The organism is Actinomadura logoneensis, from assembly GCF_003428695.1.
GTDB classification, from domain to species: domain Bacteria; phylum Actinomycetota; class Actinomycetes; order Streptosporangiales; family Streptosporangiaceae; genus Spirillospora; species Spirillospora logoneensis.
Window position 1 is genome coordinate 1 of the sequence record NZ_QURH01001020.1, and the last position, 13,006, is coordinate 13,006.

Consider the following 13,006-nt stretch of genomic DNA (forward strand, 5'->3'; position numbering starts at 1 on the left):
CTGGCCGACGTGGCGCCGGCGGTCGCGAGCGCGCCGCCGCCCGCGGCGTCCGCCGACCGGGTGCCGGGCTCGTTCGAGGCACTGGTCGCGGAGATCGCCGCGCGCCATCCGCTGCTGGTGCTGGACGACCTGGACGCGTCGGTCGCCGCCGCGCTCGACCCGCATCCGAAGGCGGCGTCGTGGCGGCGCAAGGCGCGGGACGCCCTCACCACCCTGGACGCCTACGCGCGGGCCAAGCAGCGGGCCCGCCGGGCGGGGACCCCGCCCGGTCCGCACCTGTCGGACCTGCTGGCGTTCGTCCGGTCGGGCGCCCCCGGCGCGCTGATCAGCGCGAACATCATCGCGCTGGCGGAGTCGGACCGGGTGGAGCACCAGGAGAAGTTCCGGCAGGCGCGGATGTTCCCGGTGCGGCCGGCGACGCATCCGTCCGGCCGGGCCTGCTTCACGGCGCACATCAAGCTCGAACGCTGCAAACCCCCGGCCCCCCGGCTGCACTTCTTCGACGACACCGACAACACGGGGCTCATCTACATCGGGTATCTGGGTCCGCACCTGGCGACCGGGCGGACGAACTGACCGGCTCCCCGGGCGGGGGAGGGGGCTCCGGCATGTGCGGGTCGGCCCAGAACTCGATCAGCTCGGCGGCGGACAGGGCGGTGTAGGGGCCGGGCGGGGGCGTGCGGCCCGTCCGCATGGCCCAGAGGGTGACCAGGGAGAGCGCGATGCGGTCGGCGTCGTCCGGTCCCGGTTCCGGCAGGGGGTCCGGTTCGGGTCTCGGCGCCGGGACCCGGACCGGGTCGCAGCCGGAGGCCGGGGCCGGCGTCGGGACCTGGGCCGAGGACGGGAACGGGGCCGGTGGGCGGGGGGACGCCGTGTCGTCGGTGCGGGGTGCGGCGCGCAACGGGGGGATCTCCGTTCAGGCGGGGAGCGGATCCGTTCGTTACTCACTCTGCGGCATGGCCCGGCCGCGAATCGCAGTTTTCGGGCAATCCCGGACGCGCGGGAGCCGAATCCGGATACCGAAAGTATCCGTGGGACGGCCCTTCGCGGAGCCGCAGCCGGGCGACGAGCGGGCGCCGACCGCCGCGGAGCGCGGCTGAGCTGGGAAGAAGCGCGGGAGAGCGCCGCCGCCCCGGGAAGCGCGCCGCCGCGCGGCGGTCCTGAATGTGTCAGCCGACCAGGAGAGGGGACGGGACCGATGAGAACATGGGCTGCCCCAGCCCCCGACTCGCTCCGAATGGACCGGCGAATGCCCGATCCCGACCAGCAACGGCACCCCTGCGGCGCGGCCGTGGAGGCCCTGCGGCGCAACCTGCGCCTCGCGGGCCGGCCCACCCTGAACACGCTCGACCGGCTGTCCCGGCGGCTCGAAGGACGCCGGGTGCACGGCGTGACGGTCATCGGCGTCCCGCGCTCGACGCTCAGCGACCTGTTCACGCTGGTCCCGGTGCGGCGGCCCCGGCGGGAGAAGGTCGAGTCGGTGTGGGCCGTGATCTACGAGCACGCGCGGGACAAGGGCCTGGACCTCTCCGCCATGGTCTCCCTGGAGGAACTGCGCGACCTCTACGACCGGCGCGTCCCCGCCGGTGCCGTGCCCGCGCAGGCCGCCCGCCCGCCGGTCGGGGACGTCCGCTTCGCGCGGGCCGCCGACCACGCGCCCGCGCTGCGGTTCGGGGCGTCGTCCGCGTCGGTCTCGACGCTCACGATGCGCCGCCTGCCGGACACCTCCGTGCAGGCGCCGCCCGGACGCGGCCGGACCCCGGCGCAGGTGCTCGCCGACACCGAGCTGTGCATGCACCACGCCTGGTGGCGGGCCTACGACGACATCGTCCCGTCCCACTTCGCGCTGTACCTCACGCTGGAACCCGAGCTGGCCGACATCCGCGTGTTCGCGCCCGACCGGATCCCGGACCTGCTGCTGGCCGCCGACTACGCGCGGCACCTGATCCTGCTCGACCACCCCGACATCGACCCGGACCGGCTGCGTCGCCGCGTCGAACTGCTCGCCTTCCGGCAGGACGTGCTGCACCGCGCGCGCCCGCCCCGGCTCTGGGCGATCATCTCCCGCCGCGCGCTGGAACTGGACGTGGGTGACGTCGCGGCGCGGCGCGGGCAGCTGCGGCACCTGGTCGGCATGGCGGGCCGTCCGGGGGTGACCCTGCAGATCCTCGAGGACGAGGAGGCGGGGGAGGCCGTCGCCGACGGCTCCGTGACGGTGATGCGGTTCCCGGACCGGGACCGGCCCGACCTGGTGCGGGTGGAGCAGCCCGGCACGGCGGACTACCCGGGGGACCCGGACGTCGTCTCGCACTTCGTCGCCCAGCACGGGCGGCTGCTCATCAAGGCGGCCCCGCCGGAGCGGACGCCGCCTCTCCTGCACGCCATGCTGAAGGGTCTCGAGGGCCGCGCCTGACAAGGGACCGCGGCGCGTGTCGGTGACCGGCTTCAGCCACTTCGCGGTACCCCGCCGGTGGTCCGCTTCTGCTGTGATGGGACGGAGGAGGCGATCATGAGCGGCGACGAGCACGAGATCCTGGCGGCGACCGAGAAGGACCTGATGGGGGACCTCGACACCACGGTCCCGCATTCGGCCCGGATCTGGAACTACTGGCTGGGCGGCAAGGACAACTTCCCCGTGGACCAGCGCGCGGGCGACGACTACACGGCGGTGTACCCGGCGATCGTGGACCTGGCGCGAGCGTCCCGGGCGTTCCTCGGACGGGCCGTCCGGCACCTCGCGGCCGAGCGCGGCGTCCGGCAGTTCCTGGACGTCGGCACCGGACTGCCCACCGAGGGCAACACGCACGAGATCGCGCAGAGCGTCGCGCCCGAGAGCCACATCGTGTACGTGGACAACGACCCGCTCGTCCTCGTGCACGCGCGCGCCCTGCTGACCAGCCGTCCGGAGGGGGCGACGCACTACATCGACGCCGACCTGCACTCCCCGAAGGACATCGCCGACCGGGCGGGCGAGCACCTGGACTTCACCCGGCCCGTCGCGCTGATGCTCATGGGCATCCTCGGCCACGTCGCCGACGACGCCGAGGCGCGGTCGATCGTCGCGAAGCTGCTGGAGCCGCTGCCGTCCGGCAGCTACCTGGTGCTGTACGACGGGACGGCGACCGACCAGGCGTTCCTGGAGGCGCAGCAGGGCTACGACGAGACCGGCGCGGTGCCGTACCGGCTGCGGCACCCCGACCAGATCCGCGCGTTCTTCGACGGGCTGGACGTCCTCGAACCAGGAGTCGTCCCGCTCCAGCGGTGGCGCCCCGACCCGTCCGGCGAGCAGGGCGAGGTCGACGCGTACTGCGGGGTCGGCCGCAAGCCGTAGCGGGCCGGGGCGCCGCGGTCAGGAGCGGGTGCGCATGCTCTCGCAGACGCCGTGGACGCCCCGGACCTCGCGACCGCCGACCGTCCCGGTGTAGGTGCCGTACAGCTGGAAGTAGTCGATGGACGCGGCGAGAAGCTGGTGCTTCACGGCCTTGCGTCCGACGGGCTCGAACGTCACGTCCAGGCGTCCGTCGGCGGACGCGACGTGCCAGGGCGTCAGCGGCGCGGACGACCGGGGCGTGAAGGTGACGTCCGCGAGCGGTTCGGCCGCCCCCGGCAGCCAGAGGCACGACTCCTCCTCGCTGCCCGGGACGGTCGGCCGCCGCGCGAAGTTCGCGCCGACGATCCCGTCCGGCGTGCGCTGGGCGAACGTGCCCCACAGCCAGGTCGTCCGGTACGGCAGGAAGGTGTGGTGCTCGTCCAGGATCGCCAGGTCCCGGTCGGGGTCGAAGCGGTACACGCGGTCGCCGACGCGCAGCTCGCCGCTCGCGGGGAAGACGGCCTTGTGGGTGTACATCGCCCCGCCCGGCAGCGGCGAGCTGACCGACAGGGGAGCGGTGGCGTTCGCCCCGTCCAGCTCCAGGTCACCGGAGAGGGCGGGCGTGTCCCCCGAGGCGGGCGCCTCGATCCGGATCCGGTGTAGTCCGCCCTCCTCCCGCAGGTCGTAGCCGACGCGCAGCCCGCGCCGTCCGAACTGCACCCGGCTGCCGTACAGCGCGGCGGGCAGCCGGGCCGAGCCGCCGAGCCCGGTCGCGGCGTACTCGCGCAGCGCGCCCGTCGCCGCGTCGTACACGTAGCTCTCCGCACTGGCGAGGTAGTGGGCGTCCTGGATGATCATCGAGGACCACGCCTCGGGATGGACCAGCGTCCACCCCGCCCACTCCTTCAGCCGCAGCCGCCGCAGCGCGCGCGGCACGCCCGAGTCCGCGTCCAGCGGGTTGACGACGGCGGGCCGCGTGGCCAGCCGTCCCCAGCGGCGCCGCCCGTCCTCCACGAGCCGGTCGGTCGCGTCCAGCACCTGCCGTTCAGTCATCACTACCCCTCGAGTCCGCTCGGCCGACCCTACGCCGCCGCGCCGGCAGACCACAGCCCGGCCACCCCTTCGGAGTCCGCCGCTTGTCGGCGTCGGGGTTTGGCAGAGGAGTTCCGGGGTTTCCTCGCGGTTGGGCTCGGCGGTCTCCGGAGGTACCGGGGTGGGGGTCGGGGCGGCGTGGAGCAGTGCTGCCCCGACCCGGCGGTTCCCGCGTCCGTAGCCATGGCGCAATGGTCAACGGTTCTTGACCATTGCCCAAGCGCGGACCTCCCGGGTTCGCTGGGGGTCTCTACCGAACGGCGGCAGGGGTGTCCAGGCGCCTTTGAGGGGTCGGGCGCCCCGGCGACCCGATCAGGCGTCGGTGTCGTCTTCGGTGGCCGGCGCGGACGCTTCGAGTTCGACGCAGCACATGCCGGGACGAGGGGCCAGGGCCGCGGTCACGCCCGTCGCTCCGAGGCCGTCCAGGAAACCGGCGAGCAGGGCGTGGTTGATGCCGCAGACGAGGTCGGGGTCGTGGCCCGCCAGCGGCTGGAACGGGCAGTTGGTCAGCCTGATCCGCGCCGTGGACACGCGGTCGGGGGCGAAGCCGTGTCGTTCGAGCGCTTCTCCGGCGTGCGCGAGGGCCTTCTCCGGGACGAGACCTCCGGAGCCGGACCGGGTTCGTTCGTCCGCTCCGAGGGCCCGTCCTCGTTCGGCGGCGGCGCGGACGGCTGCGTCCCGTCCGGACTCGCCCGGGGCCTGGTGCCGGACGCCGTCCAGCAGGATGCCGGCGAGCAGCGCGTGCTCGCGGTGCGGGATGCTGACCCGCACGTCCTCACCGGCCGGGCGGTAGACCTTGGGGGCGCGGCCCACGCGGCGCGGACCGCCGGGACGGGCGTACCCCGCGTCCAGCAGCCCGACGGCGACGAGCTTGTCCAGGTGGAACGCGGCCAGCTTGCGGGAGATGCCCACGCTCTCGGCCGCCTCGTCGCGGGTGACCGGCGCGGGCGAGCGGCGGATGAACTCGTACATCCGGCGGCGCAGCTCGTCGCTGAGCGCCGCGACGGCCCGCAGGGCCCGGGCCTCCTCACTCACATTCGGGAGATTACACCCGTCGCCGGCGCGCCGACCGGGACGCGGCACGACCTTTACCCCGTGAATGTTGACTGGTCAGGGCCATTAGGCAAAAGCTTGTTAGTGAAATAGGGGGTGGTGATGTCCGATTCCCTCCGGCAGGCCAAGCGCCCGGTCTCGCCGCTGTCCGGCCCGTACGGGCACCCGCTGCATCCGATCCTGGTGACGGTCCCGATCGGCGCCTGGGTGACGAGCCTGGTGTTCGACCTGGCGTCCCGGCTCGTCCACGACCCCGCCTTCCTGACCCGCGGCTCGATCTGGCTGGTCGCCATCGGCGTGGTCGGCGCGCTCGCCGCGGCGGTGTTCGGGTTCCTGGACCTGCTGGCCATCGCGCCGGGCACGGCCGCGTTCCGGACGGCGCTGCTGCACATGGCGCTGAACCTCGCGGTCACCGCCGGGTACGGCGCCGGGTGGGCGTGGCGCGCGCTGAGCAACCACTACGACCAGGTCGAGGCCGGGCAGATCGTGCTGTCGGTGGTCTGCCTCGCCCTCCTGGGCGCCTCGGGCTACCTGGGCGGGATGCTCGCCTACCGCTACGGCGTCCGGGTCGCCGACGAGACGACCCAGGCCGAGGGCTTCGCCGTCACCCGACGACCCTGAACCGTCCGATTCCGAACCGAGGGCCGGCCCCGGCGAGGATCCGTTCCGACGAGGAGGCCGACATGACCGTCGCCGCACTCATCATCTGGCTGCTCACCGCCTTCGGGGGCGTCACCATGCTGGGACTGTGGATCGCCCGCGGCGGCGTCCGCGCCCCGGCGGGCACCCCGCCGACCCGCCTCCCCGCCCCGGTGGTCTTCGGGCACGGGGTCCTGGCGGTGGCCGGACTGGTCCTGTGGATCATCTACATGGCCACCGACACCACCGCGCTCGCGTGGATCTCCTTCGTGCTGCTGCTGGTCATCGCGGCGCTCGGCTTCGTGATGGTCGCGCGCTGGCTGCCGACCCGCCGCATCCTGCCGACCGAGCCCGGACCGCCCGAGCGGGCCATCCCGGTCCCGGTCGTCGTGGGGCACGGGCTGCTGGCCGTCGTCACGGTGGTTCTGGTGCTGATCGCCTCCATCACCAGTTGACGTCCCGCGCCGGCGCGGGCGTCGCGACGCCCGTCCGCGACCGGCGGCCCCCGGGAGGGCGCGCCGACCGTGGAGGAGCTGCGCGCGGCGTTGGACGCCGCCGGCGGGTGACGGGCTCAGTCCCCGACCTGGCCGGTCGCGGACGGTCCGCCCAGACCCCCGAGCAGCTCGCGCAGCAGGTCGGCGAGCTGCTCGCGGCGCTCGGGGGCCAGGTGGCCGATCAGCCGGGCCTCCGAGGCGAGCAGGTCGGCGACGACCCGGTCGAGCAGTTCATGGCCCGCGGCGGTGAGCGAGACGGCCCGCGCGTGGTAGCCGGACCCGCTGGTGGTCCGCTCGACCAGGCCCGCCCGCGCCGCCCGCTCGACCCGCTGCGTGATCGCGCCCCGCGTCACCATGCACGCCTCGGCCAGGTCGCCGGGGCTCATCCGGTACGGGACGCCGGCGCGGCGCAGCGTGGACAGCAGGTCCAGCGTCGCGACGTCCACGCCGAGCCGCGCCAACAGCCGCCGCCGCTCGTCGCCGAACACCTTCGCGGCCCACCAGATCCGGGTGACCACCCCGATGGACTCCACCGGGACGCCCGGCAGCTCGCGCCGCCAGGCGTCCGCGATCGCGTCGGCGCCGTCCGGGGGCGGCTCAGCGGCCATGCTCGGCCCCGCCGTTCACCTGCAGGATCTGCGCGGTGACGTGGCCGGCGCCGGGCGAGGCCAGCCAGTGCACCGTCTCGGCGACGTCGCGGGGCGTCCCGGCACGGCCGGTGTGGGTCTGGCCGACGAGCATCGACCGCCGCTCGTCGGTCATGGTGCCGCCGAAGAACTCGGTGTCCTCGACGAACCCCGGCGCGACCACGTTCACCGTGACGCCGCGCGGGCCGAGGGCGGCGGCCAGGTCGAACGCGTACGGGTGCAGCGCCGCCTTCATCGGCCCGTACGAGTTCCCGCCCGATCCCCGCAACGCCGCGATCGAGGTGAGGAACACGACCCGTCCGGACGGGTTCAGCAGGTCGCGCAACGCCTCGGTCGGCAGCACCGCCGTCAGGACGTTCGCCCGGAAGTTGGCCGTCCACCGCTCCGCCACCCCGGGGTCGTCGCCGTGGTCGTTCGGGTGCCGCTCGACGTTGCCGCCGGCGTTGTTGACCAGCACGTCGATCGTGCCGAACCGCTCGGCCAGCTCGGTCCGCACCCGCGCGACGTCCGCGGGCTCGCTCAGGTCGGCCTGGACCGCGGTGCCGCCGAGCTCCTTGGCCGCGGTCTCCAGGACGTCCGCGCGGCGACCGATGATGACGACCCGGTCCCCGTCGGCGGCGAACCGCGCCGCCACCGCCTTGCCGATCCCGGTGCCGCCACCGCTGACCACCACCGTGCGTGCCATCGTCTACCTCCTATGACTTTAGGCCTAAACTCAAGCTAACACGCCCACCCCGGGCCAGTGCAAGCTTGCGGGTTGGAGTGCGGGAAGGGACCAGCCGCCACTCTGTGCAGTTGTAACGTCGCTCTGTGTGTGACGTTCGGCCCCTCGGGGCTTCGGGCAGTCGGGACATGGGAGCGACGATGACCTTCAGCGAGACGCCGGCCCCGGACGACGTCCAGCCGGGGACCGGGGCCGTTCCGGCGGCGGTCAACAGCGGGTCGGCCTGGGAGCGGTACTGGCACCAGGTGGACCGCGGGGAGCTGGCCGAACCGCCCTGGAACGCCGCCTCCGAGGAAGCGGAGGTGCCCTACCTGGCGATGATGCTGGGCCGGCTCCCCGCCGACCTCCCACTGGTGGACATGGGCTGCGGGGACGGGAGGCTCACCTGCCGGCTGGCCCGCCACTTCGACCGGGTGACGGGACTCGACGTCTCCGCCAGCGCGATCGCGCGTGCCCGGCAGGCGACCGTGCCGTCCAACGTCGACTACGACGTGCTGGACCTGTCGGACGAGGCGGGCGCGCAGCGGATCGCCCTCCGCCTGGGCGAGGCCGACGTGCACCTGCGCGGCGTCCTGCACGCCATGCCGCCCCACACCTGGCCCGCCGCGCTGCGCGCCCTCGCCGCCCTGGCCGGACGGCGTGGACACGTCTTCGACATCGAGGTCCGCCACGACCGCGAGCATCTGGGGCAGGGCTCGCGCAGCCGGACGCTGATGGCCCGGCACGGCCAGGCCCCCGACCGCGTCGCCGACGTCGGCCGCGCCGGGCTGAGCCTGCAGCGGATCGGCGACCTGGCGGGCCTCTACCGGGACGCGGGCTGGCACGTCGTGGAGTCGGGGGAGCAGGTCCACAGCTCCGACGTCCGCCTTCCGGACGGCAGCGTCGTGGACTACCCCTTCCAGTACGTCCTGGCCCGGCCGCCGTCCGACTGACACGGCCCGCCGTCCGACCGACCCCATCCGACGGACCCGCCGGCGGGCGGGGTCGAACCGGTCGGCCCGCCGCCCTAGTGCTCCGGGTCGCGTCCGGCCGCCGCGTGGCAGGACGCGGCGCCGGTCATAGGCCGCGGCCCCTGCGGGTCATGCGGTGGCCGGGTCGTCGGACCTGGCGCCGCTCCGGTAGCGGGCGCGCAGCGCGGCCTTGTCCGGTTTGCCGGCCGGGGTGCGGGGGATCCGGTCGACGAGCCACAGCTGCTTCGGCTCGCAGTGCCGGCCCAGCGCCTCGCGGACCAGCAGGCGCAGGTCGCGGGGGTCGGGGCGGTGTCCGTCGCGTCCGACGACGACGCCCGCAAGCAGCGGTTCGCCGGAACACGGCAGGGCGAAGACGGCCGCCTCCACCACCGCGGGGTGGCGGGCCAGCGCGTGCTCGATGGGATGGGAGTGGATCCCGCCGGGGAGCCGGTCCTCGACCCGGTCGACCAGGAAGAGGAAGCCCTCCCCGTCGAGCCGTCCGAGGTCGCCGGTGCGCAGCCACCCGTCGCGCAGGACGTCGGCGGTCCGCGCGGGACCGCCGACGTAACCACGCATCCGCTGCGGCGACCGGATCCAGATTTCGCCGACCTCCCCGGTGGGCAGCGCGGTCCCGTCCTCGTCGCGCACGCTCAGCCGGACGCCGGGCACGGCGCGGCCCGCGCTGCCCAGCAGGTCGGGCCGGACGTGCTCGGCCGGTGACAGCGCGGTGAGGAACCCGGCCTCGCTGGTGCCGTAGCTCTGCGTCAGGACGGGCCCGAGCCGGTCCAGTGCCTGTTCGGTGCGGGCGGGGACGGGGGCCGCGCCGCCGTAGGCCGCCAGCCGCAGGGTGTCCAGCCGGTCGCCGGACGCCTGGAGGTGCTCGGCGAGCGCGTACAGGTCGATGGGCCGGCCGGCGAGCAGATGGGTGATCCTTTCGCGGCGCACCTTCGCGGCAACCTGTTCCGGGTCCCGGTCGGCCTGCAGGTGGACGGTGCCGCCACTGGCCAGCGTCCACCAGGCGACCAGGTCGGGCAGGTACCGCGGCGCGGGCGTCACCAGGAAGCGCCACGGCCCCGGCCCGAACAGCGCCCGGGCCGTCGCGGCCTGGGTGGCTTCGGCGCGGTGGCTGTAGGCGACCGCCTTGCGTTCGCCGGCCGTGCCGCTGGAGAACACCACCAGGCCCGTCGCGTCCGGGTCGGGCGGATCGAGCACCACGGGCTGCCGGACGTCGGAGGCGAACAGCCCGTCCGGGGCCTCGGTGCCCTGGGCGAGCGGATGGACGACCGGCGCCGGGTACTCGGCCAGCAGCGCGCGGGCCTCCGCCTCCCGCGACGGCTCGTACAGCAGGACCGACGCCCCCAGGGCGCGCATCGCGCCCGCGGCGGTCTCCGTCGGGGTCTCGGGGCAGATGTGGAGGAACGCGCAGCCCAGCAGCAGTGTCGCCACGCGTCCGACGGCCGACTCGGGCCGGGCGCCGTCGTACAGACAGGCGACCGTGTCACCGGGCCGCACGCCGCGCGCGGTCAGCGTGTGCGCGCCCGCTGCGGCCAGCGCCAGGACGGCGTGCCCCGACAATCGGCGCGTCCCGGACACCAGGACGTCGCGGGCGCCCGCCGAGCGGAGCCCGGCGACGACGGCGCGGCCCAGGCCGTGGCGGTGCTCCGGAGCCGTCGTCAGCGCGTCAGTCGTCGTCATCGCGCCGGCCCGTCCGGTGCCGGGAGACGTCCAGCTTGGCCACCGGGATGCCGGGGTCCCGCCCCAGGTACAGGTCGCGGACGATCTGACCGGCGGCGGGCGCGACGCACAGGCCGTGCCCGGAGAACCCGGCCGCGTACAGGAACGGGGTGTCGCCGGGCGCGCGGCCGATGAAGGCGGTGCGGTCGGGGCTGGCGTCGCGGACGCCGGTGAAGGCCGTGCCGATCTCGGCGCCGGTCAGGTGCGGATAGGTGAGGGCGAGCTGCCGCCGCACCCGGTCGCGCCAGTCGTCCCGGTCGGGGCCGGGATAGCCCATCCCGACCAGCAGGCCCTCGCCGCGGCGGCGGACCAGCAGTCCGCTGGCGGCGTGCAGCGTGATCGGGATGTCCGGGGCGTCCGGCAGCGGGCCGGCCGTCAGCAGTTCCTGGACGACCGGCTCGGCCAGCGGCAGGTCCACGCCGGCCATCCGGGCGATCGGCGCGGACCAGGCGCCCGCGGCGCACACGACGGTCCCGGCCGTGACGGACCGTCCGCCCGCGATGCCGACGCGTCCGGTGACGGTGTCCACGTCCGTCACCCGGCACCCGGAGTGCACTCCCGCGCCCGCGCGGCGCGCGGCCCGGACGAACCCGGCGACGATGGCGGCGGTGTCGGACACGTACGCCTGCGGCGACCACGCGGCGGCGGTCAGCGGCAGGTTCGGCGCGATCAGCGGGTTGCGCCGCCTGGCCTCGGCGGCGTCGATCAGCTCCACGTCCACGCCCGCGTCGTGCTGCGCGGGCCGCTGCCGCTCCCACTCCGACACCTGCTCGGCGTCGGTGAACAGCACGAGGTAGCCGGTCGGCCGCATCGGCAGGCCGTCCCATTCGCGGTAGGCGGCCAGGCTGCGCACGGCCATGGCCGAGCTGACGGGGTTGCCCGCGAAGTAGGCGCGCAGCACGTCGGCGGTCGCCTTCGAGGCGCCGGAGCCGGGCGTGTCGCGTTCGAGCAGGACGGTCTCGACGCCCGCGCCGGCGAGTTCCGCGGCGATCGACAGTCCGATCACGCCGCCGCCGATGACGACGACCTCGGCGCGCTCGGGCGGCGCGCCGCGCTCCGCGGTCTCCGCCGGTTCCGCTGACCCCGGCGGCTCCGTCCGCGCCCTGGGTTCCGTCGCCATCAGAGGGCCGGTTCCGCTCGGCGCGGGTGGCCGCCGATGAGCGCGTCCACGTGCGGGTCCCGCGTCGGCGCGGGATCACGGTCGTCCGGTTCGGCGGTCACTGGCAGGCCGAGACTCGACCCTGCGATCTCGTTACACCTCGCGCTCGTCACGTTCGGTGATGCTACATCAACTGAACGTCACTAACGGGTCATCGGACGGTACGGCCCGCCGTCCTCGCGGCCATGCCGACCCGTCCTGACGGACAGGGCGGCGTCGCGCGGCGAGAAATGGCTGCCGACGTCCGCTGGCGGGCGCCGGGCAGCAGGTGCGGGGGCGGACTCAGAAGCCGAGGATCGCGAAGATGATGCCGCCGACGACGTGGGCGATGACGGTGAGGATGCCGACGGCCCAGAACAGCTTCTTGGCGGTGGGGTGGTCGAACTGGGACCCCGCCTCCGCCGGCGCGGCGGAGCGCTTGAGCGCCTGGTTCTCCAGTTCGTCCAGGGACGGCAGGAAGGACGGTCGCTTGACGGACATCCACTCTCCTCAGGGCGCTGGGCGGCGGTCGGGGGCGACGGTGCCGGCGAGGTGGAGCGCGTCCGCGGAACCGGGACGTTCAGTTGACGCGCAAAAGGTTGGTGTACAAATTATTGCAGTACTATCTTTCTACCCCACGAGCAACGTGTCAGGAGGAACCGTGGCCGGTGATGTGCCTAACACCGCCAGCACCGTCGACGCCGCCGACGCGGCCCACAAGGCCGGCACGGACGGCGCGGCCAACCCGTTGGCGCTGGAGAACCAGGTGTGCTTCGCCCTGGTGGTGGCCTCGCGCGCCGTCCTGGCGCACTACCGGCCGGTGCTGGAGCCGATGGGGCTGACCCACCCCCAGTACCTGGTGATGCTGGCGCTGTGGGAGCACCGCCAGCTCTCGATCAAGGAGCTCAGCGCCCTGCTCCAGCTCGACCCCGGCACCCTCTCGCCGCTGCTCAAGCGCCTGGAGGCCGCCGGGCTCATCCGGCGGGAGCGGGACGTCCGGGACGAGCGGATGCTGGCGGTCACGGTCACCCCGGCCGGACGGGAGCTCCGGCAGCGGGCCGAGAGCATCCCCGCCACGATGATGGAGTGCCTGGGCATGAGCCTGGAGGAACTGCAGGACCTGCACCGCACGCTCACCCGCGTCATCGCCGCCGCCGGGGACGCCCCCGCCGCCTGATCCGCACCGGCCGCCCTCCGGCCGGCGCGGCCCGCCCTCCGGCCGCCG

13 protein-coding genes and 1 pseudogene are annotated in these 13,006 nt (G+C 74.6%); 7 read left to right on the plus strand and 7 right to left on the minus strand.

The window, feature by feature from the left end; translation table 11 throughout:
- From DZF91_RS40740 to DZF91_RS35400, 3 genes and pseudogenes are all read left to right on the plus strand, one after another.
- Positions 1–576: pseudogene (locus DZF91_RS40740) on the plus strand (hypothetical protein); the annotation flags it as partial.
- A 673-nt stretch (positions 577–1,249) separates the two neighbouring features.
- Entirely contained in the window at positions 1,250–2,413 is a 1,164-nt protein-coding gene (locus DZF91_RS35395) for a DUF5753 domain-containing protein (RefSeq protein ID WP_117361396.1), read from the plus strand.
- Positions 2,414–2,509: 96 nt separating this feature from the next.
- Positions 2,510–3,331 (plus strand): SAM-dependent methyltransferase, encoded by an 822-nt coding sequence (locus tag DZF91_RS35400; protein ID WP_199487116.1) that lies wholly within the window; start codon positions 2,510–2,512, stop codon positions 3,329–3,331.
- 18 nt (positions 3,332–3,349) lie between these two features.
- Here the strand turns inward: DZF91_RS35400 and DZF91_RS35405 are convergent, their stop codons facing one another.
- Both DZF91_RS35405 and DZF91_RS35410 read right to left on the minus strand, forming a co-directional pair.
- Positions 3,350–4,363, minus strand: coding sequence for a DUF2804 domain-containing protein (locus tag DZF91_RS35405; protein WP_117361397.1), 1,014 nt, complete (start codon positions 4,361–4,363; stop codon positions 3,350–3,352).
- 351 nt (positions 4,364–4,714) lie between these two features.
- The gene (locus tag DZF91_RS35410; protein WP_235834797.1) at positions 4,715–5,437 is read right to left on the minus strand and encodes a helix-turn-helix transcriptional regulator; all 723 of its coding nucleotides are present in this window, start codon (positions 5,435–5,437) and stop codon (positions 4,715–4,717) included.
- Between the two features lie 120 nt (positions 5,438–5,557).
- Here DZF91_RS35410 and DZF91_RS35415 point away from each other — a divergent pair, with 120 nt between their 5' ends.
- Together DZF91_RS35415 and DZF91_RS35420 are read left to right on the plus strand one after the other, a co-directional pair.
- Positions 5,558–6,076, plus strand: coding sequence for a DUF2231 domain-containing protein (locus DZF91_RS35415; protein ID WP_117361406.1), 519 nt, complete (start codon positions 5,558–5,560; stop codon positions 6,074–6,076).
- Positions 6,077–6,138: 62 nt separating this feature from the next.
- A complete protein-coding gene (locus DZF91_RS35420) occupies positions 6,139–6,549 on the plus strand; it encodes a hypothetical protein (RefSeq protein WP_117361398.1) in 411 nt (136 codons plus the stop codon).
- A gap of 116 nt (positions 6,550–6,665) precedes the next feature.
- Here the strand turns inward: DZF91_RS35420 and DZF91_RS35425 are convergent, their stop codons facing one another.
- Both DZF91_RS35425 and DZF91_RS35430 read right to left on the minus strand, forming a co-directional pair.
- The gene (locus tag DZF91_RS35425) at positions 6,666–7,196 is read right to left on the minus strand and encodes a MarR family winged helix-turn-helix transcriptional regulator (protein ID WP_117361399.1); all 531 of its coding nucleotides are present in this window, start codon (positions 7,194–7,196) and stop codon (positions 6,666–6,668) included.
- Complete coding sequence (locus tag DZF91_RS35430; RefSeq protein ID WP_117361400.1) at positions 7,186–7,920, minus strand: SDR family NAD(P)-dependent oxidoreductase; 735 nt, start codon at positions 7,918–7,920, stop codon at positions 7,186–7,188. The genes DZF91_RS35425 and DZF91_RS35430 overlap by 11 nt, the downstream gene beginning before the upstream one ends.
- Positions 7,921–8,099: 179 nt before the next feature.
- On the opposite strand from DZF91_RS35430, the gene DZF91_RS35435 reads away from it, so the two are divergent.
- Complete coding sequence (locus tag DZF91_RS35435; protein WP_158588118.1) at positions 8,100–8,891, plus strand: class I SAM-dependent methyltransferase; 792 nt, start codon at positions 8,100–8,102, stop codon at positions 8,889–8,891.
- Positions 8,892–9,038: 147 nt separating this feature from the next.
- Here DZF91_RS35435 and DZF91_RS35440 read toward each other — a convergent pair whose 3' ends face one another.
- The 3 genes from DZF91_RS35440 to DZF91_RS41445 all read right to left on the minus strand — a co-directional run bounded on the left by DZF91_RS35440 (position 9,039) and on the right by DZF91_RS41445 (position 12,282).
- On the minus strand, positions 9,039–10,604 hold the full coding sequence (locus tag DZF91_RS35440; RefSeq protein ID WP_117361402.1) for a class I adenylate-forming enzyme family protein: 1,566 nt from the start codon (positions 10,602–10,604) through the stop codon (positions 9,039–9,041).
- On the minus strand, positions 10,591–11,763 hold the full coding sequence (locus DZF91_RS35445; protein ID WP_117361403.1) for an NAD(P)/FAD-dependent oxidoreductase: 1,173 nt from the start codon (positions 11,761–11,763) through the stop codon (positions 10,591–10,593). The genes DZF91_RS35440 and DZF91_RS35445 overlap by 14 nt, the downstream gene beginning before the upstream one ends.
- Positions 11,764–12,084: 321 nt before the next feature.
- Positions 12,085–12,282 carry a hypothetical protein gene (locus DZF91_RS41445; protein WP_199487117.1) on the minus strand — a complete coding sequence of 66 codons (198 nt, stop codon included), beginning with the start codon at positions 12,280–12,282 and terminating at the stop codon, positions 12,085–12,087.
- 247 nt (positions 12,283–12,529) lie between these two features.
- Here DZF91_RS41445 and DZF91_RS41450 point away from each other — a divergent pair, with 247 nt between their 5' ends.
- Positions 12,530–12,958, plus strand: coding sequence for a MarR family winged helix-turn-helix transcriptional regulator (locus DZF91_RS41450; RefSeq protein ID WP_235834798.1), 429 nt, complete (start codon positions 12,530–12,532; stop codon positions 12,956–12,958).
- Positions 12,959–13,006: the final 48 nt, after the last annotated feature.